This is a genomic window from Rheinheimera riviphila (assembly GCF_004005945.1).
GTDB lineage: Bacteria > Pseudomonadota > Gammaproteobacteria > Enterobacterales > Alteromonadaceae > Pararheinheimera > Pararheinheimera riviphila.
Genome location: NZ_SACS01000007.1, coordinates 95,600 through 117,973, shown reverse-complemented (window position 1 = coordinate 117,973; position 22,374 = coordinate 95,600). Strand labels below are relative to the sequence as shown.

Below are 22,374 nucleotides of genomic sequence, written 5' to 3'. Positions count from 1 at the left end.
GCCTGACCGGAAAAAATGCTGATGCTGTGGGAACCTGGGTGGTTGTTGCGCTGCTGGTTGATGATGTCGTTGTTGGCGCCCATGCTGGTCTTTGCCGCATCCCCCCATCATTTGCCGTTGCCGGACAGTTCTGCCACTTCCTCCCTCCAGAGTGTCACTCCCACCACCGCCACTTCGGTGGAAGTTTACAGCCGTTTTATGCAACTTGGACGGCAACACCCGTTTTTATCCCAGGCCACTGCTTTGGTGCAGGATGCACAAGGATTTTTGTGGATTGGTACTCAGCATGGTCTGTATCGGTATGACGGTCAGGTGGTGGAGAGTTTTCGCGCCGATCCGACCGATGCCAGCAGTTTATCCTCAGACTGGATTTCGACCTTAATGTTGGATCGCCGTGGTCAGCTGTGGGTGGGCACCCGCTACGGCGGACTGAATTTGTTTGATCCGGCCACCGAGCGTTTCAGCCGGGTCGCCATTCCGCGATCACAAGGCATCGTACAGCAGGTCGAAATTAGCGCTTTGTATCAGGATAAAAATCTACAGATCTGGGTTGGCACCTTTGGTGCCGGTCTATATCGCTGGCATGCCGAAAATCAGCAGCTGGAACTGGTGCAACTGCCAGCGGCGTCCCGCGAAATTGATGGGTTGTTTATCAATAGTTTATTACTTGATGATGAAGGTTATTTGTGGATCGGCACCGGCAGCGCGCCACTGCGTAATCGGGGCCAGAATAAAGGCGGCGCTTTGCGCTGGCATCCACAGCGGCTGGATAAACAGTTATTCAGTGTCGACAATTCAGCCTTAAAAGTAGCGGCAGTGACCACCATCAAGATGGATGCAACCGGCCAGGTCTGGCTGACCAGCTATGGTGGTGGTTTATTGCGGTATTTGCAAAGTAGTCAGAAATTGCAACTGGTCGCACAACAACCGGAACTTTTGAAAAGTGGTCTGCTGACGGATTTATGGTTTGGCCAGGATGGCGGTTTGTGGGTGAGCAGTTATGACCAGGGCTTGTGGTATTTGCCTGCACCGGATCAACCCTGGCAACAGTTTCGTGCCAATCCGATTGTCGCGCATCAAATTCAGAGCAACAACCTGACCGGATTATGGCTGGATAACCAGCAAACCTTGTGGATGAAAAGCCCGGCCGGTATTTACGGCTTGTCGGCCATCGCGCAAAAAGTGCGGAATTTGCCGGTAGATCCAAACAACCCGGCGTTGTTGGCGCACAACGATGTCTTTGGTATGTCGCTTAAATCCGGTCAAACCTATTGGCTCGCCAACCGCGATGCCGGTGTCGCCGAAGCTGATTTAACTACGGCGACCGTCAAACGCTGGCCAATCCGGCTGGAAAAACCACAAGAAAAAATGCCAACGCTGGTGCGCCAGGTGTTGCAGGATCATCTTGGGGTGGTGTGGATTGGTACCGATTCCGGTTTATTTCAGCTCAATCAGCGCACCGGTCTGTGGCAACTTTATCCGCTGACTGACGCCGAAGTGCAGCCGCATATCGGCGTATTGTATCAGGATACGCTCAACCGGTTTTGGGTTGGTACCCGTGGCGAAGGTTTGTTTTTGCTAGATGGCAGCACCAAACAACAATTCCGCCAGGATCTCGCCTCCGATACCGGCCTTGCCAGTGACACCATTAGCACCATGCGGGCTGACGAGCATCACGATTTATGGATTGGGTATGCCGATCAAGGCCTTTCCAGGCTGGCGTTGCCAAGCGGGAAAGTGCAAAGCTGGCGCGAAGGCACGCAAAGCGCGGCAGGCCTGCGTTTTAATGGCATTCAGCTGATTTATCCCGAAGGTGGTGAGCTGTGGATCCGGGCTGGCAACGTCAATCATCGGCTGCTGCGTAGCAAAGACGATGCAAAGAAAATCGAAGGTTTTAAAGCCTATGTCGGCAGCGACGATGCGGATATTTATCTGCGTAAAGCACCGAATTTTTTATGGTTGTACCGCACTCAGCTGCAGAATCAGGATTTAGTCCAGTTTAACGAAGCCCATGGTTTTCAGGTGACCACCTGGATTGGTTCATGGCTGGTCAATCAGGATGGCCAGCATCTGCGCGGCGGCAATCAGGGACTGGATTATTACTACCCGGCTAAATTTTTGCAGCAGCCGGAGCCCTTAGTCGTGCGGCTGACTGGTTTTAATGTGTTTAACAAAAGAGTCCGGCCGGCGCAGGATAAAAAAAGTGTCTTACAACGGGCGATTGGTTATGCCAGCGAAGTGCGACTGAACTACGAACAGGACATGTTTACGCTGCAGTTTTCGGCATTGGATTTTGTGCAGCCAGGACAGACCCGCTATCGTTACCGGCTGTCGGGTTTTGACCGCGACTGGATTGAAACCGATGCCAGCAGCCGTCAGGCCACTTACACCCGCTTAGCGCCGGGCGATTATCAGTTTGAAGTGATGGCGCGCAGGCCAGGGCAAAGCTGGCCAGCCGATGGTGCGACCCGGGTGCTGGTTAAAATTCTGCCGCCCTGGTGGTTAACCTGGTGGGCAAAAATCGCCGCTGCGTTGCTGACCTTTGGCGCGATTTGGGCGTTCCTGCGCTTTCGGCTGCGCAATGAACGGCAAACCCGTAACTGGCTGGAGCAAGTGGTCAGCCGCCGCACTGCTGAGCTGCAAACCCAGAATCAGGCGCTGGCGGAATCCTACCGCGATATGACCTTGCTGCAGATGTTGGCCAAACAAATCACTGCGTCGTTAGATCTGCAGGAAATTCTGTTTTTGTGCCATAAAAGCCTGAATGAAATCATGGACGTGCACGTGCTCGCTATTGGTATTTTCCGCCCGGACACTCAGAGCCTGGAATTCAGTCATTGGCTGGAAAATGGCCGCTTGATGGAACCTTTTGAGCTGAAACTGCAGCCGGAGGTGAATCTGGCCTCGGTTAGCTTTAATCAGCAGCGCGAAATTAACATTCAGCAACGTGACCAGTTTTTGCAGTATTTACCAGAAATTCCACCGCCAATTAACGGCGCGCCGATGCAATCGGTGTTGTATTTCCCGTTGGGGGTGGATGGTGAACAGATCGGTTGTTTAAGTCTGCAAAGCCCAAGAATAGAAGCTTTTGCACCACAGCAGACCAATCTGGTACGAACGCTGGCCAGCAATATCGCCATTGCTGTGGCCAATGCACAAATCGTCGCGCGGCTACAACAAACGCAGCAACAGTTGGTGATGCAGGAAAAAATGGCGTCGTTGGGTGGTTTAGTGGCCGGTGTGGCGCATGAAGTAAATACGCCGCTGGGTATTTGTGTCACGGCGGCCAGCCATTTGCAGCTTGAGCTGGCGGCTATCACTTTGGCGCATCAGCAGCGCAAATTACTGGTGCCGGAGTTCGAGCGCTTCCTGGAAACCGCCAATACCGCAGCCTTGATGCTAACGCAAAACACCGAACGGGCGGCGGCGTTGATCAATAGCTTTAAGCAGGTGGCGGTGGATAAGTCGGCGATTAGTCTGCGTGAATTTGATGTGGCGGAGTACTTAAAAGAAGTGATCCGATCGCTACAGCCGGAGCTGAACCGGCGGCAATGTCAGCTGCAACTGTCATCAGATCCTGGCATTACGTTATATGCCGATGCCGGCTCGCTGGCGCAGTTACTGACCCATTTGGTGATGAATTCGCTGCAACACGGTTTTACCGCGGAGATGCGCGTGCCACCGCTGATTGAGCTCAAAGTACAAAAAACGCCGGCGCATATTCAGCTGGAATACCGCGACAACGGCTGTGGCATGAGCGCCGATACGCTCAAACGGTTATTCGACCCGTTTTTCACCACCAAACGCAGTGAAGGCAACAGCGGTTTAGGCGCGCATATTGTCTACAATCTGGTGACAGCGCAGCTCAATGGCAGCATTTATGCCAGCAGCGAACTAGGCCAGGGTTTGTATTACCGGATTTTATTGCCACAGTTGCGCCGGCCCGATTAACGGCGTTGTAAGCACTGGTGATTTTTTATCCCAAATCTGGTGTGTTAAACCAGATATTTTGATTGCAATTATCTTTCGAGTGTCTAAAATGACTTTCGAAATGATTGAATATCTTTCGAATCGAAACATCAGATTCAAATCACTAAGCGGATAGCATGAACAAACGCAACACCCAACAACGTCGTCGCGCTATTGTCGAATTACTGACCCAACAAGGGGAAGTGAGTGTCGACGAGCTTGCGATGCAGTTTGCGACCTCTGAAGTGACCATTCGCAAAGATTTGACCGCGCTGGAGCACACCGGTTTGTTGTTGCGCAAATACGGCGGTGCGGTGTCATTGCCGCAAGAGCTGATGACCGAAGCCGTGGTTGAACGAATTTCAGCGAGAAAACAGGCACTTGCCAAAGTGGCGGCCAGCTTAATCCGTGATCACTACCGCATTATTATCGACAGCGGCAGCACCACAGCGGCGTTATTGCCAGAGCTCTCAAACAAACAAGGTTTGGTGGTGATGACCAACTCACTGTTTATCGCCAACAGCCTGCGTGAACTCGAGCACGAACCCAAATTACTCATGACCGGCGGTAGCTGGGACGCCCAGTCTGAGTCCTTTCAGGGCCAGCTGGCGGAACAAGTATTACGCGCCTATGATTTTGACCAACTGTTTATCGGCGCCGATGGCATCGATTTACAACGCGGCACCACCACTTTTAACGAACTGACCAGCTTAAGCCGGGTGATGGCTGAAGTGGCACGCGAAGTGGTGGTGATGGTTGAATCCGATAAAATCGGCCGCAAAATCCATAATTTAGAACTGCCGTGGACGTCGATTAAAATCCTGGTAACAGACGATAAGTTACCCGACACGGCAAAACGGCAAATAGAACAGCAGGGGGTCAAAGTGATTTGTGCCCCTGTCCAACCCAATACCGATAAACCGGAGTAAATATGTGTGGAATAGTCGGCGCTGTAGCGCAACGTGATGTGGTAGAAATCCTGGTTGAAGGTTTACGTCGCCTGGAATACCGTGGTTATGATTCGGCCGGTGTGGCGGTGATCAGCAACAGCGGCGAATTACAACGTCTGCGCCGTTTAGGCAAAGTCAAAGAACTGTCTGATGCGGTGAAATTAACACCAACTCCAGGCGGCACCGGTATTGCGCACACCCGTTGGGCTACCCACGGCGAGCCATCTGAGCGTAACGCGCACCCGCATGTTTCTGAAAAAATCTCTGTAGTGCACAACGGTATCATCGAAAACCACGGCCCGCTGCGCGAGATGTTGAAAGGCAAAGGTTATGTGTTTAATTCCGATACCGACACTGAAGTCATCGCGCATTTAGTCGAAGAAGAATTAAAAACGTCTGAGTCATTATTATCTGCAGTACAAAAAGCGGTGAAACAATTCAACGGTGCGTATGGCACTGTGCTGATGGACCAAACTGATCCAAGCCGGTTAGTGGTGGCGCGTTCTGGCAGCCCGCTGGTGATTGGTTTAGGCATTGGCGAAAACTTTATTGCTTCGGATCAGTTGGCGTTATTGCCGGTGACCCGTCGTTTTATGTTTTTAGAAGAAGGCGACGTGGCGGAAATTACCCGCACCACAGTGCGTATTTTTGATAAAAACGGTGCGCCGGTCGAGCGCGTGGCGCATGAATCGAACGTCAGCTATGACGCCGGTGACAAAGGCCAGTACCGCCACTTTATGCTCAAAGAAATCTACGAACAGCCGTTTGCCATCAACAACACGCTGGAAGGCCGCTTAAACGCCGAATCCGTGCTGGACGAAACCTTTGGTAATGGCGCGGCTGAGCTGTTCAAAAAAGTTAAACACGTGCAGATCGTCGCTTGTGGAACTTCTTACCACTCCGGCATGGTCGCGCGTTACTGGTTAGAATCGTTAGGCGGCATTTCCTGTAACGTCGAAATCGCTTCTGAATTCCGTTACCGCAAATCTTTTGTCCAGCCAAACAGCCTGTTAGTCAGCATTTCGCAATCAGGCGAAACCGCGGATACGCTGGCTGCGCTGCGTCTGGCCAAAGAAGCCGGTTATGTCGGTAGCTTAACCATTTGTAACGTGGCTGGCTCATCGCTGGTGCGTGAATCAGATTTAGCCTTTATGACCCGCGCCGGCGCTGAAATCGGTGTGGCTTCGACCAAAGCTTTCACCACGCAGTTAGTTGGCCTGGCGATGTTGACGCTGGCGATTGGTAAATACAATGGTTTAACCGCTGCCCAGCAAAAAGACATGGTTGAAGCGCTGCGTTCATTACCAGCCAAGTTAGAGCAAACGCTGGAACTGGCCAGCAGCATTGAAAAGCTGGCGGAAGAATTTGCCGACAAGCACAACTCACTGTTCTTAGGCCGTGGCGATCAGTACCCGATCGCCATGGAAGGCGCGCTGAAACTGAAGGAAATTTCCTACATTCACGCCGAAGCCTACGCCGCCGGCGAGCTGAAACACGGCCCACTGGCACTGATTGACGCGCAAATGCCAATCATCGTGGTCGCGCCAAACAACGAACTGTTAGAGAAGCTGCAGTCGAACGTTGAAGAAGTCCGCGCCCGCGGCGGCATCCTGTACGTCTTCGCCGACGCCAATGCTCACTTCAAGTCCGACGCCACCCAGCGCGTGGTCAACGTACCACACGTGCACCCGCTGATCGCACCGATTATCTATACCATCCCGCTGCAGTTATTGAGTTACTACGTGGCGATTATTAAAGGTACTGATGTGGACCAGCCGCGGAATTTGGCCAAGTCTGTTACTGTTGAGTAATTTATAAGTTAATTATTGGTTGAAATATATGAAAGCCCGGCTATACCCAATCAGGTAGGCTGGGCTTTTTTATGCTTAAATTCAGTCATGCTGATTTCGCGAAACAAGTTGCGGCACCTTCGACTAATCAGATCAGGGAACGATAATGAACCGCGAACAGGCACAACACTTATTACAAACTGCTTTAGCCAATCCGGCAGCACAATTTCGGGATGGGCAATGGGAAGCGATTGATGCTTTGGTGAATCAGCTTCAAAAGTTGTTGGTGGTGCAGCGCACGGGTTGGGGTAAAAGTTCGGTGTATTTTATCAGCACCAAAATTTTCCGCGATCGCGGTTTTGGCCCAACCATTATTGTGTCGCCACTGTTGGCACTGATGCGAAATCAGTTGGAGTCGGCGCAGCGCCTAGGTCTTGTTGCTGAAACGATGAATTCGTCGAACACTGATGAGTGGGAGTCAGTGAAACAACGACTATTGGCGGACGAGATTGATTGCCTACTGATTTCACCGGAACGATTAGCCAATGACAATTTTACCGAAACTGTGCTGCAACCTGTGGCGAACCACATCGCCTTGATGGTGATCGATGAAGCACATTGTATTTCCGATTGGGGCCATGATTTTCGGCCGGACTATCGGCGTATTGTTAGTATTTTGCGGCAATTGCCGGCCAATACGCCGGTGCTTGGCACCACGGCAACAGCCAATAACCGGGTAGTCGCCGATATTCAACAGCAACTCGGTGATCTTTACATTCAGCGTGGGCCGTTGATCCGCGACAGTCTGGCACTACAAACACTGCTGTTACCTGATCAGGCATCGCGTCTAGCATGGTTGGCGCAGGTGATCCCGACTTTACCCGGTACCGGCATTGTTTATACCCTGACGATCAGGGATGCGGAGCTGGTGGCAGACTGGTTGTGTGCCAATGGCATTGTTGCCAAAGCCTATCATGGTAGTATCGAGGCCACTGGCTTTGCCAACAGCAATAGCTATCGGCAGTACCTTGAAGAATTGTTATTAACCAATCAGTTAAAGGTGTTGGTCGCGACAACGGCCTTAGGCATGGGTTATGACAAACCTGATCTGAGCTTTGTGCTGCATTATCAGGCGCCGGGCTCGATTGTGGCGTATTACCAGCAAGTCGGTCGTGCCGGGCGTGGCATCGACCATGCGATTGGGGTATTGATGTCGGGTGTGGAAGATCAAGACATCCATCAGTTTTTTCGTGGTGCTTCTTTCCCTGCGCAAGGACAGGTCGATGAAATTTTGCAGGTGTTGGCAAACTCTGATGGTTTATCAATCCGGGGAATTGAAGAACGCACGAACCTGCGGCAGGGGCAAATCGAGAAGGTGCTGAAACTGTTGAGCGTGGAGAATCCAGCGCCCGTGATCAAGCTCAATAGTCAATGGCGTCGGGTGCCGGTGCCCTATGTGATGGATCACGCCCGTATCGCCCATTTAATCGGGCAGCGCGAGCAGGAATGGGCCGAAGTTCAGGCGTATCTGGCTGAGACTGGCTGTAAAATGACCTTTTTGCGGCGTGCTCTTGATGATCTCGATGCCACTCCATGCGGCAAATGTACGTCCTGCCTGGGCCAGCCTGTGGTTTCGCCTGAGCTGAATGCTTTATTGGTACACCAGGCCGCGGTACTGCTCAGACAATCAGAAACGATGTTGCCCCCCAAAATTCAGGTCGCGGCGAATGCGTTTACCGCTTATGGTTTTCGTGGCAATTTACCGAAAGAGTTACAGGCGCAGGAAGGGCGGGTATTATCCCGCTGGGGCGATGCCGGTTGGGGTCGTACCGTGGCCGTGCATAAACAGGCTGGGCGCTTTGGTGATGAGCTGGTTGCAGCAGTTGCAGAGATGATCCAGCAACGCTGGCAACCCCATCCAGCACCAGGTTGGGTTTGTGCTGTACCATCGTTGCATCAGCCTGACCTAGTTGCCGATTTTGCGCAGCGGCTGGCGATACAATTAGGTTTACCTTATTTGGCGGCTGTGACGAAAGTGAAGCATAACCAGCCCCAACGATTGCAGCAAAACCGCTTTTTTCAGTGTCGAAATCTGGATGGTGTTTTTGCGGTGCAAACAAATATATCGACAGCGCCGGTGTTGCTGGTGGACGATCTGGTGGATTCCGGTTGGACGCTCGCTGTCATTGCGGCCTTATTGCAACAAGCAGGTAGCGGCTTGGTCCATCCGGTTGCGCTTGCTACAGCTTCGGTAAAAGATTGATGAATTTATCCCCTATGGCGCAAGCGACGGTACTGTTGACCTGCTATTTCAGTGCGGCCAGTGCTGCAATTATAAATAGTTCCGATAATGTGAAACCGCTCAGCACTGCCGAGTGGGGGCGTTTTGCGTTGTGGCTCAACCAACAAGGTGCGACACCAGCTGATTTACTGAGAGCAGATGTTTCGGTGTTGTTGCAGGGCTGCCAGATTGCGCAGTTGGAGGCTTCGCGCATTTTGCAGTTGCTAAAGCGTGGTCACAGTCTGGCGCTGGCGCTGGAGAAATGGCAGCGGGCTGGTCTTTGGCTGGTTACCCGCTCAGATGCAGAATATCCGACACGGTTAAAACAACGCTTAAAAAATGCCTCGCCGCCGGTGTTATTTGGTTGCGGTAATAAAGCACTATTAAATGCCGGTGGTCTGGCGGTGGTGGGGTCGCGCAATGCAGTTACCGATGATTTGTTATTTACCCAGCAAGTCGGCGCCAAGGCGGCCGCTGCCGGGGTGGCTATTGTTTCTGGTGGCGCTCGCGGTGTAGATGAAGCGGCGATGCTCGGCGCGATGCACAGTTCTGGCGCGGTGGTTGGGGTGCTGGCAGACAGCTTACTGAAAGCCGCCACCAGCGCCAAATGGCGGCAGGGGCTGATGAATGGCACGACTGTGCTTATCTCGTCGGTTTATCCGGAAGCGGCATTTTCTGCGGCGCATGCGATGGCCAGAAACCGGTATATCTATTGCCTGGCGGATAGTGCGCTGGTGATCCACTCATCGACAAAAGGCGGTACTTTTAACGGCGCCAGCGAGAACCTACAACAAGCTTGGGTACCGTTATGGGTGAAACCAACCCATGACATTCAGGCAGCGAATGCCTGTTTTGTCGCAAAAGGCGGGCGCTGGGCGGAAGCTGATATCAACAATCTGAATATTGCAGCGCTGATGGTCAGTCAGCCGGTGCCGGCAATGGTTGTCGGTGAACCGGCGGTGGCTGGTTATAATACGGCTTCACAGCTGCAGGCTGATTTGTTCGACACTTCCCACCTGAACTCTGAGCTCAGTTAGCGTTTTTACTGAACATTAATTTTGGTATGTCCAGGCCTGTCCAGAAATTTTATACGGCGGGAGTATCTATTCATTTATTTAATAACTTGAAAAATTTAATATTCTAATTCAATGGCTTATTAATCTATATTAATTCTTAAATCTATTCACCGATCTATTCTGATGCGCCTTGACCCTGAACTGGAGAATGTCCTGAGTTTATTGCTGGCGGGTGGGAAAACCACTAAAGAAATGATGTTCGCACTGGCCATCAGCCAACCGACGTTGTCCAGGCGTTTGCAAAAGTTGGGGCCGAAGGTTTTGCAGGTCGGGCACGCCAGACAAGCACGTTATTTTGCAGTAAAGGCGCTGGATGGTCATCAGAATTGGCCTGTGTATAAAGTCAGCCCGGCAGGAGAACCAGCGCTGCTGGGGCAACTATTTTTGTTGTACCCGCAATACTATTTGCTGCAAACCCCCGAACAACAGTATCTGTACGACGATTTACCCTGGTTTATCCAAGATATGCGCCCACGAGGGTTTATTGGTCGTGCGTTAGCCAAACAGTGCTGGCAAGCGCTTGAATTGACATCCGCTGAGCCTGAATTGTGGCAAGCGGAAGATGTGTTAAAAGCCTTGGTGCTGATCCCACATGACGCCGTCGGAAATTTGCTGATTGGGCATGATAGTTATCATCGCTGGTTAACTCTACAGCCACAGTCTTGTCAAATGACTGAGTTGCCGACTAAAGCTAGTTTGGCTGATCAGGGGGAAATCGGCCCTTCGTCGGCTGCGGGTGAACAGCCGAAATTTACCGCTGGTATCGATGAGCGCCATTATTTAGTTAAGTATTCGGCAGCCCTGACCGCAGAATCTAACCCGGTGGCGCAGCGGTGGGCGGATTTGTTATGTGCCGAAGCTGCGGCGCTCACATTGTTAGCTTCGTGGGGTGTACCTTCTGCAAAATGCCAGATTGTGCAAAGTGAACAACGTACTTTTCTTCTGTCAGAGCGGTTTGATCGCGAAGGATTATTTGCGCGGTACGGCTTGGTATCGCTGATGGCGGTTGATGCCGAATTCATCGGCAAAGCCAATTTATCCTGGCCCCTGCTGGCAAACGAATTGGTAGACCTGGGGCTATTGTCTGATGCTGACAGGCAACTGGTGCATCGAATTTGGTGTTTTGGGCAGTTGATCGGAAATTCCGATATGCACAACGGCAATTTATCGTTTTTTTGGTTGGATGATTCACTGGAAAGACCAGAACTGCAGCTGGCGCCTTGTTACGATATGCTGCCGATGTGCTTTGCACCGGCTCGCTCCGGCGTTATCAAGCAGGATGCCTGGCTGCCAAACTTAAAACTGGACGTCGCCGGTGTTCACTGGCGAGCTGCGTATCAGATGGCCGAGCAGTACTGGCAACAACTCAGCGCTGAGCCAAGCTGCAGCGAAGGTTTTCGGCTATTAATGCAGCAGAATTTTGTACAGTTGCGGCAAGTGAAAGATAGTCTCTGGCGTATGCTCTAGCGTCTGCTTGTGCCTGCAGGATCTCCAGGTTGTTTTGTCATGCAATTGATTAATCTTCGTAAAAACCCTCAAGCCATCCCGCAAATCGCCCAATGGCATTTCGACGAATGGCATGCGCTGTTTCCAGAGAGAACGCTGGCGGATTTTGCTGCTGAGCTTGCCGAATCACTGCAAAGTGATGATATACCCGTCATCCTTGAAGATGCGGGGGTGTTGCCTTCGCTCGTTCGCCCCAGTCACATAGAACAGCTATGCTCCTGGGGCCTCACGATCTCGTCGCCTACCCGAATCTTCAATGATTTTGGGTATATTCCGCAGACCTGGTTGCTGCTGGATGAGCAGCAAAACGTCTGTGGTACTGGTTCGTTGTTACTGCGGGATATGAAGACCAATCACCAGCTTAGTCCCTGGCTTGCCCGCTAGTTGCTGCCACAACATTTTTTATATTTACGGCCACTACCACAAGGGCAAGGATCGTTGCGGCCGGTCTTTTGTTCGTCGCGACGTACCGGCTGTTGCGGTGGCGGCGAGGGCGGTTGGATTTTAAATTTGGTGAGATCGAAGGCGTAATCCAGCAGCTCCTCAAAAGGCAGGGCGATACTGGCAAAAATTCGCGGGTCAATCGATACCGGGGCTCGGTTGCTGGTTAGCTGTGTCGGGTTTTTGCCAAATTCTTTTGCCCGCTGTTTTAACCAATACAGCTGCACCTGGCAGACCGTATCTTCAAAATACCGGCAAAGCAGCTCCTGCGTGCGCGCTGGCAAGGCGGCAAAGGTTTTCAGTAAATCCGGCTCCCGCAATGCCACCATCAGGATGGGTTGCAAGCGACTTTGCAGCTCTGCCGGTAAACTGAGCCACGGCTCAGGATCAAAGGTCATCGCCAGGGTAAAGCCATAACAAAAGGCGACAAAATCGATATTTCGCTGTTTATCTCTTAACCAAAGTCCGCAGTAGGCCTGCTGATTTTCCATCAACAAGTCCGCGTTGCAATTGAGCAATTTGATGCAGTATTTTACACCTATCCCGATCTCAGCTTCTGTGTGGACTGCCGCATTTGGGATCACCACCGGCAACCATAGTGATGGATGGATCATCGTCGGGCCTGAGGCAATACCCGCCAATAAGCCGTCCAGTTCTGCCAGATTAACAATACCGCAGCTATCATCGGCATTGATAAAAAAGTCCTGAAAATTCAACACGTCTGTTGAGCTAAAACCTGCACGCGCGAATTTGTCGAAGTTGTGATAGCTGCCGATCAATGCCAGCTGAAGCTGCGTCTGCTGATAGTTTTGATTGGCTTTTTCGACCTTTTTTTCATATTCACGCTGTTGCCACAGTTGTTGCTGAGCATCCGTCAGCGCTGCAAACTGGTGGCCATAACGTTCTAATAACGCCTGAGACGCGGTTGCCGGCCGGCCATCGGCAAACGTTGCGCGGGAAGGCAGCATCGCACCGGCATTTAGTTTTTGGTGAAATAACAGCTTGCCGTCGTGTGCCTGCAGATAATCAATAAAAAAACCATCTTTGAGCAATTGGGTGACCTGATTAATTTGCCCTTGTGCGCTGCGTTCACTGCGTTGATGCCAGCGTACATCGGCGGCTTTTGTATGACTGATGCATGGCTGCAGCTGGATGTTGAGTTCGGGCAGGTAACGATCAAATGCCGCCTTTAACACCGCGTGGAGTTGCTGCTGCAGCGCATCCAGAAAACCCTGGCAGTCGCCTTTACGAACACCGGAAATGACGACCACGTAGCGGGTATGCAATTCCATCACAATCAGCTGTTTTTTGCCTTCAATGCTGACTTGATGCACCAGAAATTGTTGAAAAAACCAAGGTTCAGCGCTGATTTCGGTTTGGATCGTGGCATCGTCGCGATAATGTTTAGTTGGTGCAGCCGTGAGTGGACTTAGGGTAACCCCTTGGCGCAGGGTAGAAAAAAATTCGGCAGCATCTTTGCTGCAGTTGATCACAAGCACGTTGTTCATGGAGAGCACCCGATGTTCGTTAAAATCAAAATTCAGCATAAGCATAAATCAGATTGTTGGTATTGCCGTCAATTGTAATGAAAATGCCGTAAACGTTATGCTGCACTTCTGCAAAATATTTGTCGACTAACTGGAATGCCTATCAACAATTGGCGGGTTTCGTCCGATTAGTGTCTATTTCCTATACAGCATAAATATTCATTTTCCATAATTAAGGAACGAATTCAAGCAGTTGATCTGCTGGCATACAACTTGCCTTAGCAGGTCGGACTGACGTTTTTAGTCTAAATAATTCAACTAAACATGGAGTGTGAAATGCGTAAACTAATCATTGCCTCGGTACTTGCTGCCGCTTTATCGCCGCTGAGCGCTACCGCAGGGCTCGTCACCAGTTGGGAATATTTCGCCAGTTCGAATTGGGAAAATCCGGTGGTATTTAGTGGTGGTAATGGCACGACCGTCGTTAAAGACAAAGTTATCAGTTGGGGTGCTACAGGTGGTAAGTACGAAGGTGGCGGCTCGCTAAATCGCAGTGCGTTAGTCCTCGACGAGATGGCCGATACCGCTTTGGCCACGACCGGCGGTACAGCTGCAGCTTTAACCAACAGTATTACCCACCATAATAATGTGTTAACCGCTGGTTTTCAGACCCTGCAAAGTGCCGTGCTGCGCACCTCGTTAACCTTAAAACCATTTGCACCAGAAATGGGACCGACCTTCCCGGCCAAAGTTTTAAACTTTGATGTCCGCTTCAAAGAAACGCCAAACAATGGCTCGAACACCAATTGCGGTTTTACCAGCGTCAGTTCATGTGATGACATTTTTGTCATTATCAACCAGGAAAATTTAGTCACCTCGTTTGTCTATGACGGTTTTAAATACACCATCAACTTGATCGAAACCACTCAGTCGCTGAACTTACTTAGTGCAGCAGCCTGTGCAGTTGCTGGTGCGCAAGCGGGTTGTCTTGGTTTTCAGACCATTGAAGGTCAGGCAAACAAAGCGCAATTTGGCTTTTTAATTAACGCCGAACAGTTGGATGTTTCTGCGCCTGGTACCCTGGGTGTGTTTGCTTTAGGTTTGCTCGGCATGGGTTTAACGGCCCGTCGTCGTCAGCCGCAACTGAGCTGAAGGTTGATCACCAGAATCTGCAAGTTCGGTATCAATTTCGCCCGCTTAAGCAGCCTGCCACTTTTGAAAAACCCCGCAGCATTCGCGGGGTTTTTCTTGCCAGCAGGATGACCCGTCAAGCGTTTTACCGCTTTAAATAACACCGCATTTGCGTCAGCAACTCTGCTGGCGGGGTGTCCTTCACATCATTCAGATATTCTTCAAAGGGTGGAAAATCCGCTAGCTCCTCGCCACTGTGCGGTAGCCACTGGCCAAACAGCCAGTTGTAGGGTTGCTCCAGCTGCGCGTAATCGCCCTGGAATAACAAACTGACGGTGATACCTTGTGGCAAGTCCAGATATTGCAGCTGCCCGGCACCAGGTTGCGTTGGATCCAATCGTGTTTCCGTAGGTACGCTGACACAGGCCAGTGCCCGCAGGTCTTTGGCCGGTACTGTGAGCGGGTCGTCGTAATACAGACCAAAAAAACGGCTTTGTTCATCGAGTAAACCGGCTTCACCGGCCAGCATCGCTAGTTTGTCAAAGGTTTGGCCGATGCCAAGATAGTCACCCTGATGGGGTAATCCAACCAACGATACACTGGCAAAAGGTTGAATTTCAATTGGATAGGCCTGTAGATCAGGCTGAGCACTGGGTTGTAACATCATGTTAGTAAACTCCTCAACGCTGGCGGCAGTCGTCAGTTGATGACGGTACTGTTGCTTGTACTGCTGCGGACTGACGCCATATTGTTTGCGAAAAGCCCGGCTCAGTGCTTCAGCGCTGCTATAGCGCAACTGGCGTGCTATCTGTAGCAGCGATAACTCACTACGTAATAGCTGCCCTGCTGCCGATTGCAGCCGTAGCCGCCGGACTGTCATGTTGACCGGTTCTTCTGCCAACAAGCGGTAGATACGATGAAAATGCCATGGCGACATCCAGGCTTGCTCTGCCAACTGCTCCAAGGTTAAGTCTTCGCTAAGATGCTGATAAATATAATCAATCACCCGCTGTAAACGCTGCTGATACTGCATCGACGTTTGTACTTTCATTGGGTTCCTTACTCCTGGCATTACACAGTTCCTGTTCCACACCCATCGTATTCCACCTGCTGGCTTCAACCGGTAGCTGCACTCTAGCGCAGCTCCACCTGACATTGTTTGCGGTTTTTTTCGACAAATTTGTACCTAATGTGCCGGAATGGACTTGCGCTTGCAAAGTTTAATGGTTATGGTTAACACCATACTATGTATTGCAAAGTATAATGAATTTCTAAATCGATTCCTTTGAAGCAACAGGCTGCCAATGACGACCGATGACAAAACACAGGAAAAATGGGAAGTGCAACTTCGCAAAGGCTCACTGGAACTGGTGATCCTGGCGGCGCTGCAACACCGCACTTTATATGGGCTGGAATTGCTGAAGGTATTGCAGAGTTTTAAGTCCACAGCGATCACCGAAGGCACTTTGTATCCATTGCTCGACCGCTTAAAACGCGAGCAATTACTGGATGCGCAGTGGGTGCAGGAAGGCGACATCCGGCCACGTAAATACTACAGCCTGACCGCTGCCGGTTTAACCAAGCTTGGCGATTTAACCAGCCTGTGGCGCCAGTCGGTACAGGATATCGAATATTTACTGGCTCATCCGGGGCCGGATCCAATCAAAGTGACAGGAGCCTGAGATGGAACAACAGCAAATGATTCATCAGTATCTCAATACCTTACAACGTTATTTGGCAAGACTGAGCCCGGCTGAAGCCAAAGAAGTGATCCGGGAAATCGAAAGCCATATTTTTGATTTAATCGAGCAGCGCGAAGCTGCCGGGCAACAAGCCGATGCCGCAACAATTTTGCAGGGTTTTGGCGAACCACGGCAATTGGCCGAGCAATATGTCGCACATATGACCGACGGTGCGCCGCCGCCGCTGGGTTTCCGGGCCATTCAGCGGGTGAAACATGGGGTGACCGCTAGTTTGTATTACGGCATGGCAGTATTCGGGTTTATGACTTCGTTTTGTTTGCTGTTTCTGGCTGGCGCCAAGCTGATTACACCCGACGCCGTGGGTGTGTGGGCGATGTCAGAAGGTAACAGTCTGACCATCGCTTTTCTGGCGGAGCCATTCCCGCCTGAACAGGAACTGCTTGGTATGGCACTGGTGCCGGTAGCGATTGTATTGGGTCTCGCCCTGATGTGGTTGACCCGCCGGGTGCTGGCGGTGCTGAAAAATCACTTATATACCCGTCATCCTTGAAGATTCGGGGTTGTTGGCCGCCTTCGCTCACCCCAGTCACATAGGACTACTATGCTCCCGGGGATTCGCTCAGTTGCCGCCTACCCGAATCTTCAATGATTTTGGGTATAGACCGGTCAGCTGCGGGCTAAATATCTGCTGTAAGTCGTTGCTGATCAATGCAAAGTCTTCAGCATCAAAATAGTCCTGGTGCAGTTTGAACACCGTGTTACGGTACTGTGGTAACTGCATTTTCTGATTAATAAGGTCAATCAACAGCTGACCTGTCGGGCTTTTGTGACAGACCAGAAAACCTTTGATCACCGGCTGATCTTGCAGCCGGTGCCGGATAAACTGGCGGGATTGTGGCACTTGAGTTTCATGGCTACGCACCGTAGCTGCGAATTCAATAATGGCGTCAAGCCGCTGCTTACTTAGCATTTGCAATAAAGTCTCGGCGGCAAATTCGCCACCTCTTTGGTAGAAATTATTCGGAAACTGTTTAAGCAATGCATCAAGATTTTCACCATAGCTGCGCCCCTGTACCAGGCCGATTTTAAGTTTTGGTTGCTGGTGCAGCAGCCTTTGAAAATCGATTACTTCGCCGCCGAAGTGACGGTCACTGATCAGTAGCAGCGGTGGATACACCGAGGTGGGGCTGGCTGAGAAGTGTAAAAATTCAGCACGCTCCGGCGTCCAGATCTTGCTCATGGCACAATAATTTGGGTGCTGGCGCAGCAGTAACCAGCTGCGGGCATCCCCAAGCCGTATTGGCTCGATCTGAAGTTCAGGCGCTGCGACTTGCTGCAACAGACTCAGAATTTGAATATCAACATCACCACGGCCATCGCGACTATCGCTGTGATTGTTTAGCAACAACCACATCTGGTTGGCCATGGTGTGGCCTGCGGCGCCAATCCCTAGCAAAAACAACAGTCCAAAACGGATCAGGAGCTGCATAGTGACCTCACTGGCTGCCAAACGCGCCGAAGCACTGCAATGGTCGGTCGATGCTTTACTTTAGCAAAAGCTACTGCTTTTGCCTGAAGTCTTAGTCGTGATTGCGAACTTTGCGGGATCTGCAGCAACAACGCTGCTCTAATGAGTTACCGGCGATTCTTGCCACTGACCATTGCGTAAAAAACCCAACTGCCGGACGCCAGACAAAGCGGTATCTGCCGGCAGATAAGCAATGGCCGCCGGATTTTGCTGTACCTGCTGTAAAATGCTGTTGGCGTTGGCGAATTGCAGGTTACTGGCGTTACCGGTAAATACCAGCCGCGACCAGTACGATTGATATTGGTGGGCGGTAAGATTTAGAAGTTCCAGGCAAAATTGCTGATGCTCGGCTGACGATCGCGGTAAATGTAGCAATGTCGCTGCTTTACCGTCGGCAAAGGCAGCGGTTTTTTTCAGATACAACTGCATCAGCAGTTGCTGCGTGATCGCACTGCGGTTGTCGTTGTGGACCACCACCACAAAGTCGGCAGCATGCAGCGGCCTGGCCAGCATCAACGACCAGCAGCCGCTGCACAAAATCAGCATGAACAGGCGGCGGACACGGTCAGAATACAAAATCCACCCCCAGCGAAAAACCTTTAAAACGGCCAACGTTAGCAAGTTGGTGTTTGCCATTAAAGATGTCGGCTTTTAATGCGATCCCAGGCTGCAAATCATAGCGTAACGACAACACTTGCATCCGGTACGAAGTATTATTGAGGCTCCTTGAAAGATTGATACCTATTTGGCGAAGTTCCGGTGCTGTAACTTGGGTCAGCCACTGCACATTTTCCGGATTTTCGGTTTGCTTTTCCTGATGCAGTGTCACTATCACGCGGTCAAAACGATAGGATAAGGCGAGATACTCAGCGGTATTGATCACATCGGCGCTATCGGAGATGCCATAGCGGGAGCGTTCTGCCTCCAGTCTCCATGCCTGATATTGCCAGCGTAATCCCCAAAAAGTATATGCGGCGTCTTTATTAAAATTAAGCGCCGCCATAAATTGTTGTTGCGCGGCTAAACTTGCAGTAGATGCCTGCAGCTGCGGCAATAACGGCGCCAGTAACTGTGCGTTCAGCTGATCAGCATCGGTGTCGGCGCGCACCCCACCGGCGAACAACTGCAATTGCTGATAGGCCAGTTCAAGGCGCAGGTTGTTCATTTGATGCAGCTTGATTGGAATACCGCCAGAACCCTGGCGTTTAAACACATTGCCACTAAACTCAGTCAGCTGCAGCACATACTTCAGGCTAAAATCCTGGAAAATCTGCTGACCTTCAAAGGCCACCCCGTCGGCGACTTCAAAGTCAAAACGGTAATACAGCGCTTTGGGCAACCGCGAATAGTCGTGGCTATAACCGACATATTGAATATCGGACTGGGCAAATAATGGCACGGCCAGACGGCCGAATTTGAGTTGGTGATCAGGGGCCAGCTGATAACGGACAAAAGCCAGGCTGACGTCTGGATCATAATCTTCTAGTGCTTTACCGAGCAGCTGTAGGGTGTAGCTAAGATCGGCACTGCTTTCGGTCTGTAGTTGTAAGCCAAACAAGGTGTCGTCGGCAAAACTAAGGCCATCGTCGTTGTAAAACTCCACCAGCTGCGGATTGTCTTTGGAGGGCAGCAGTTTTCCCAGCCGCACCGAGCCAAAACCATTGATCGACACTGGTTGTTGTGCCTGCGCAGGCAGGAAGCAGGCGACGCTGGTGACTAACAAGCAAAGCAGGACTTTAAGCCGGGATTTGAATTTCAAAGCGGGTTCCCTCTTGCTCACGACTCTGGACGCTAATTTGCCCGCATAAATTGGAGCGGACGATCCGATGCACAATCGCCAGTCCGAGGCCACTGGTGCCGGTGCCTAACTGCGTGGTGTAGAAAGGGTCAAACACATGCTTGAGTTGATCATGTTCGATCCCCTGTCCGCCATCACTTAACGCCAGCATTAAAAATTGGTTTTGTCGGTACAACTCTACTTTACAATAACCACCCTCGCCACGTGGATAAGCGTGTTGAATGACATTGGACACCATGGTCGACAGCACTTGATGAAACAACCCCGGCATGCCGACCAGGGTGATTTTCGGCTCTAATTGCATTTGTAGTTCAATATGGGCTTTGGCCAGTTGCGGTTGCAGGCTTTGCAACACTTCGGTTAAATATGCAGATAAATCAAAGCTACGCTCGGCTTCGGTGCTTTGCTCTTTCGCCAACAGTTTAAAGTTGGTGACCAGCTGCGAAGCGCGGTCGGCGTTGTGGGTGATTAATTGTGCCGCTTCCAGCAGTGAGCTGACATTGTCCTGCAATACCTGCCGTGTTAGTTTGCCAGCGGTCATATCCTTGTGAATGCGATGAAGCTGTTCGTGCATACAAGTGACGCTGGTAATGATAATCCCGAGCGGGGTATTCACTTCATGCGCCACCCCAGACACCAGTGCGCCTAATGAGGCTTGTTTTTCCGACTGCAACAACGCTTCCTGGGTTTGTTTCAGGTCCTGCAGCGCCTGTTCGGTTTTTTCTTTCGCAGCCATCAGCGCAGTTTGAGATTGCAAAATTTGCTGCATATCGCCGGATAAGCGGTCCGACAACGCCACCATCCCGGCCGCTACTTCTTCAAACTCGTCATGTAAACCGAGCAGCGGGTTTTGCACGGTGTCGGTTTTATTCTGGATCGCCTCCATCAGCGCATGATGCAATTTGCATAACGGCCGCAGCACCAAAAGATGCAAGGTGAATGTCAGGCCGATGGCCAATAACACCAGCATAATCAACAGTTCTGTGAACTGACGTTGCAGGTTTTGCCGCAGTTCCTGATGGATGTAAGTAATGTCGTCGATGATTTGCAACTGACCGATTTGTTCGTTGTTGCCAGCGATAGTCAGAAACAAGGGCTGGCTGCTGCGTGCAGTGGCCGGTGCCGGGTTGCCAGCGGTGCGGGGCAAAGTCAGTTGATTCTGTTGCATATCGCGAACGGTAATGGCTTTGATCGCCTCATCATTCAGATAAGGTTTTAGCAGTACTTCCAGGGAGCCCGGGTTAAAGTTCCAGACATCAATGGCGATGGTCTGGCCAAGGGTGATTTGTAATTGCTGCAGGTGTTGTTGATGGGCTTGTTGCAGTTTTTGCGCATTGGTCACCCAATAAAATCCGGACATCAGCAACTGACAACTGACCAGGATCACCGTAATCACGACCAGCAATTTGCCGGTCAGTTTGAGGCTGAAACCTGAGGTTGAATTCGCTGCCATGCTGCAAAGGCTCCTTGAACACCGAAAACGCACACAGATAACTTTATGTTGCTGTTCAAAAGGATAGCAGGGAATTTTTTAATGGTCGTCTGACGAGTGCATGTTTCTAATTGAGCCTTGGGCAAAAAGCAGAACGGCACCACTGTGGTCAGCGGTGCCGGCAACCTGATTTACGCAAGTAGCGGATAGTCGGTATAACCTTCAGCGCCTGAAGCATAAAACAGCTCTTTGCGTGGCGCATTTAGCGCGGCATCCAGCTCCAACCGGCGTGGTAAATCCGGATTCGCGATAAATGGCACACCAAAAGCGACTGCATCAGCTTTGCCTTCGGCCAGCCATTGGTTGGCCTGTGCTTTGCTAAACTGCTCGTTAGCAATCACCACGCCACCAAATTGTTGTTTCAGCATCGGCGTTAAGCTGTTATCCGCCGCATGTTCGCGGGTTGAAATAAAGGCAATCTTACGCGCACCAAGCTCACGGGCAACATAACCAAAAGTTTCCGCCGGATTGCTGTCGCCCATATCATGCGCATCCATTCTTGGCGCTAAATGCACCGCTACCCGATCTTTGCCCCAGACGTCGATACAGGCATCGGTCACTTCCAGCATTAAGCGGGCGCGATTTTCCAGTGCACCACCATAGTTGTCCGTGCGCTGATTGGTGCTGTCTTGCAGGAACTGGTCAAGCAAATAACCATTGGCACCATGCACATGCACGCCATCAAAACCGGCGGCTTTGGCATTAATCGCGCCTTGACGGTACGCGGCAACAACCTCAGCGATTTCATCCAGGGTCAAAGCCCTTGGGGTTTCAAAATCTTTCATTGGCCGCAGCAAACTGACATGGCCTGCCGGTTTCACCGCACTGGGTGCGACCGGCTGCGCACCATCTAAATAAAATGGGTCTGACACCCGGCCGACATGCCACAGCTGCAGGAAGATTAACCCACCTTGCTGATGCACCGCTTCGGTGACGTCTTTCCAGCCAGCGACTTGTTCGTCCGACCAAATGCCGGGTGTATCCGGATAACCCACGCCCATCGGCGTTACTGAAGTGGCTTCGGTTAAAATCAGTCCGGCCGTGGCGCGCTGGCGGTAATAGTCGGCCATCAGTGCATTCGGCACCCGGCCGGCACTGGCGCGACAACGGGTTAACGGCGCCATAATAATGCGGTTTTTTGCGGTTAAATCGCCCAGTTGAATGGGATCAAACAAATTGACTGTATTCATCATTTCAGTGCTCAACATTAGGTGGTTTAAAC

The 22,374-nt window shown here is 51.3% G+C and carries 17 protein-coding genes; 10 read left to right on the top strand and 7 right to left on the bottom strand.

What is annotated here, in order from left to right; translation table 11 throughout:
- Window positions 1-21 precede the first annotated feature (21 nt).
- From EOE67_RS08605 to EOE67_RS20685, 7 genes are all read left to right on the top strand, one after another.
- Window positions 22-3,951, top strand: coding sequence for a two-component regulator propeller domain-containing protein (locus EOE67_RS08605; RefSeq protein WP_127698689.1), 3,930 nt, complete (start codon window positions 22-24; stop codon window positions 3,949-3,951).
- Window positions 3,952-4,106: 155 nt separating this feature from the next.
- Window positions 4,107-4,898 carry a DeoR/GlpR family DNA-binding transcription regulator gene (locus EOE67_RS08600; protein ID WP_127698688.1) on the top strand — a complete coding sequence of 264 codons (792 nt, stop codon included), beginning with the start codon at window positions 4,107-4,109 and terminating at the stop codon, window positions 4,896-4,898.
- 2 nt (window positions 4,899-4,900) lie between these two features.
- Window positions 4,901-6,730, top strand: coding sequence for a glutamine--fructose-6-phosphate transaminase (isomerizing) (glmS, locus tag EOE67_RS08595; protein WP_127698687.1), 1,830 nt, complete (start codon window positions 4,901-4,903; stop codon window positions 6,728-6,730).
- Between the two features lie 145 nt (window positions 6,731-6,875).
- The gene (locus tag EOE67_RS08590; RefSeq protein WP_127698686.1) at window positions 6,876-8,972 is read left to right on the top strand and encodes a RecQ family ATP-dependent DNA helicase; all 2,097 of its coding nucleotides are present in this window, start codon (window positions 6,876-6,878) and stop codon (window positions 8,970-8,972) included.
- Window positions 8,972-10,027 (top strand): DNA-processing protein DprA, encoded by a 1,056-nt coding sequence (locus EOE67_RS08585; RefSeq protein ID WP_127698685.1) that lies wholly within the window; start codon window positions 8,972-8,974, stop codon window positions 10,025-10,027. The genes EOE67_RS08590 and EOE67_RS08585 overlap by 1 nt, the downstream gene beginning before the upstream one ends.
- 162 nt (window positions 10,028-10,189) lie before the next feature.
- The gene (gene yjjJ / locus EOE67_RS08580) at window positions 10,190-11,533 is read left to right on the top strand and encodes a type II toxin-antitoxin system HipA family toxin YjjJ (protein WP_127698684.1); all 1,344 of its coding nucleotides are present in this window, start codon (window positions 10,190-10,192) and stop codon (window positions 11,531-11,533) included.
- A gap of 39 nt (window positions 11,534-11,572) precedes the next feature.
- Window positions 11,573-11,956: a hypothetical protein gene (locus EOE67_RS20685; RefSeq protein WP_206099534.1), complete on the top strand. Its 384-nt coding sequence runs from the start codon at window positions 11,573-11,575 to the stop codon at window positions 11,954-11,956.
- Here EOE67_RS20685 and EOE67_RS08570 read toward each other — a convergent pair.
- The gene (locus EOE67_RS08570; protein ID WP_164852259.1) at window positions 11,953-13,521 is read right to left on the bottom strand and encodes a UPF0149 family protein; all 1,569 of its coding nucleotides are present in this window, start codon (window positions 13,519-13,521) and stop codon (window positions 11,953-11,955) included. The genes EOE67_RS20685 and EOE67_RS08570 overlap by 4 nt on opposite strands.
- Window positions 13,522-13,836: 315 nt before the next feature.
- Between EOE67_RS08570 and EOE67_RS08565 the strand changes: the two genes are divergently transcribed.
- A complete protein-coding gene (locus tag EOE67_RS08565) occupies window positions 13,837-14,652 on the top strand; it encodes a THxN family PEP-CTERM protein (protein WP_127698682.1) in 816 nt (271 codons plus the stop codon).
- Window positions 14,653-14,776: 124 nt separating this feature from the next.
- Here EOE67_RS08565 and EOE67_RS08560 read toward each other — a convergent pair whose 3' ends face one another.
- A complete protein-coding gene (locus EOE67_RS08560; protein WP_127698681.1) occupies window positions 14,777-15,682 on the bottom strand; it encodes an AraC family transcriptional regulator in 906 nt (301 codons plus the stop codon).
- Between the two features lie 253 nt (window positions 15,683-15,935).
- Here EOE67_RS08560 and EOE67_RS08555 point away from each other — a divergent pair, with 253 nt between their 5' ends.
- Complete coding sequence (locus tag EOE67_RS08555; RefSeq protein WP_127698680.1) at window positions 15,936-16,313, top strand: PadR family transcriptional regulator; 378 nt, start codon at window positions 15,936-15,938, stop codon at window positions 16,311-16,313.
- Between the two features lies 1 nt (window position 16,314).
- Window positions 16,315-16,884 carry an HAAS signaling domain-containing protein gene (locus EOE67_RS08550; RefSeq protein ID WP_127698679.1) on the top strand — a complete coding sequence of 190 codons (570 nt, stop codon included), beginning with the start codon at window positions 16,315-16,317 and terminating at the stop codon, window positions 16,882-16,884.
- 69 nt (window positions 16,885-16,953) lie between these two features.
- Here the strand turns inward: EOE67_RS08550 and EOE67_RS08545 are convergent, their stop codons facing one another.
- The 5 genes from EOE67_RS08545 to EOE67_RS08525 all read right to left on the bottom strand — a co-directional run bounded on the left by EOE67_RS08545 (window position 16,954) and on the right by EOE67_RS08525 (window position 22,345).
- On the bottom strand, window positions 16,954-17,823 hold the full coding sequence (locus EOE67_RS08545) for a hypothetical protein (RefSeq protein ID WP_127698678.1): 870 nt from the start codon (window positions 17,821-17,823) through the stop codon (window positions 16,954-16,956).
- A 138-nt stretch (window positions 17,824-17,961) separates the two neighbouring features.
- On the bottom strand, window positions 17,962-18,408 hold the full coding sequence (locus EOE67_RS08540) for a hypothetical protein (protein WP_127698677.1): 447 nt from the start codon (window positions 18,406-18,408) through the stop codon (window positions 17,962-17,964).
- Between the two features lie 19 nt (window positions 18,409-18,427).
- On the bottom strand, window positions 18,428-19,621 hold the full coding sequence (locus EOE67_RS08535; RefSeq protein WP_127698676.1) for a hypothetical protein: 1,194 nt from the start codon (window positions 19,619-19,621) through the stop codon (window positions 18,428-18,430).
- The gene (locus tag EOE67_RS08530; protein ID WP_127698675.1) at window positions 19,599-21,113 is read right to left on the bottom strand and encodes a sensor histidine kinase; all 1,515 of its coding nucleotides are present in this window, start codon (window positions 21,111-21,113) and stop codon (window positions 19,599-19,601) included. Before EOE67_RS08530 ends, EOE67_RS08535 begins: the two co-directional genes overlap by 23 nt.
- Before the next feature lie 170 nt (window positions 21,114-21,283).
- On the bottom strand, window positions 21,284-22,345 hold the full coding sequence (locus tag EOE67_RS08525; protein ID WP_476748466.1) for an alkene reductase: 1,062 nt from the start codon (window positions 22,343-22,345) through the stop codon (window positions 21,284-21,286).
- Window positions 22,346-22,374 lie beyond the last annotated feature (29 nt).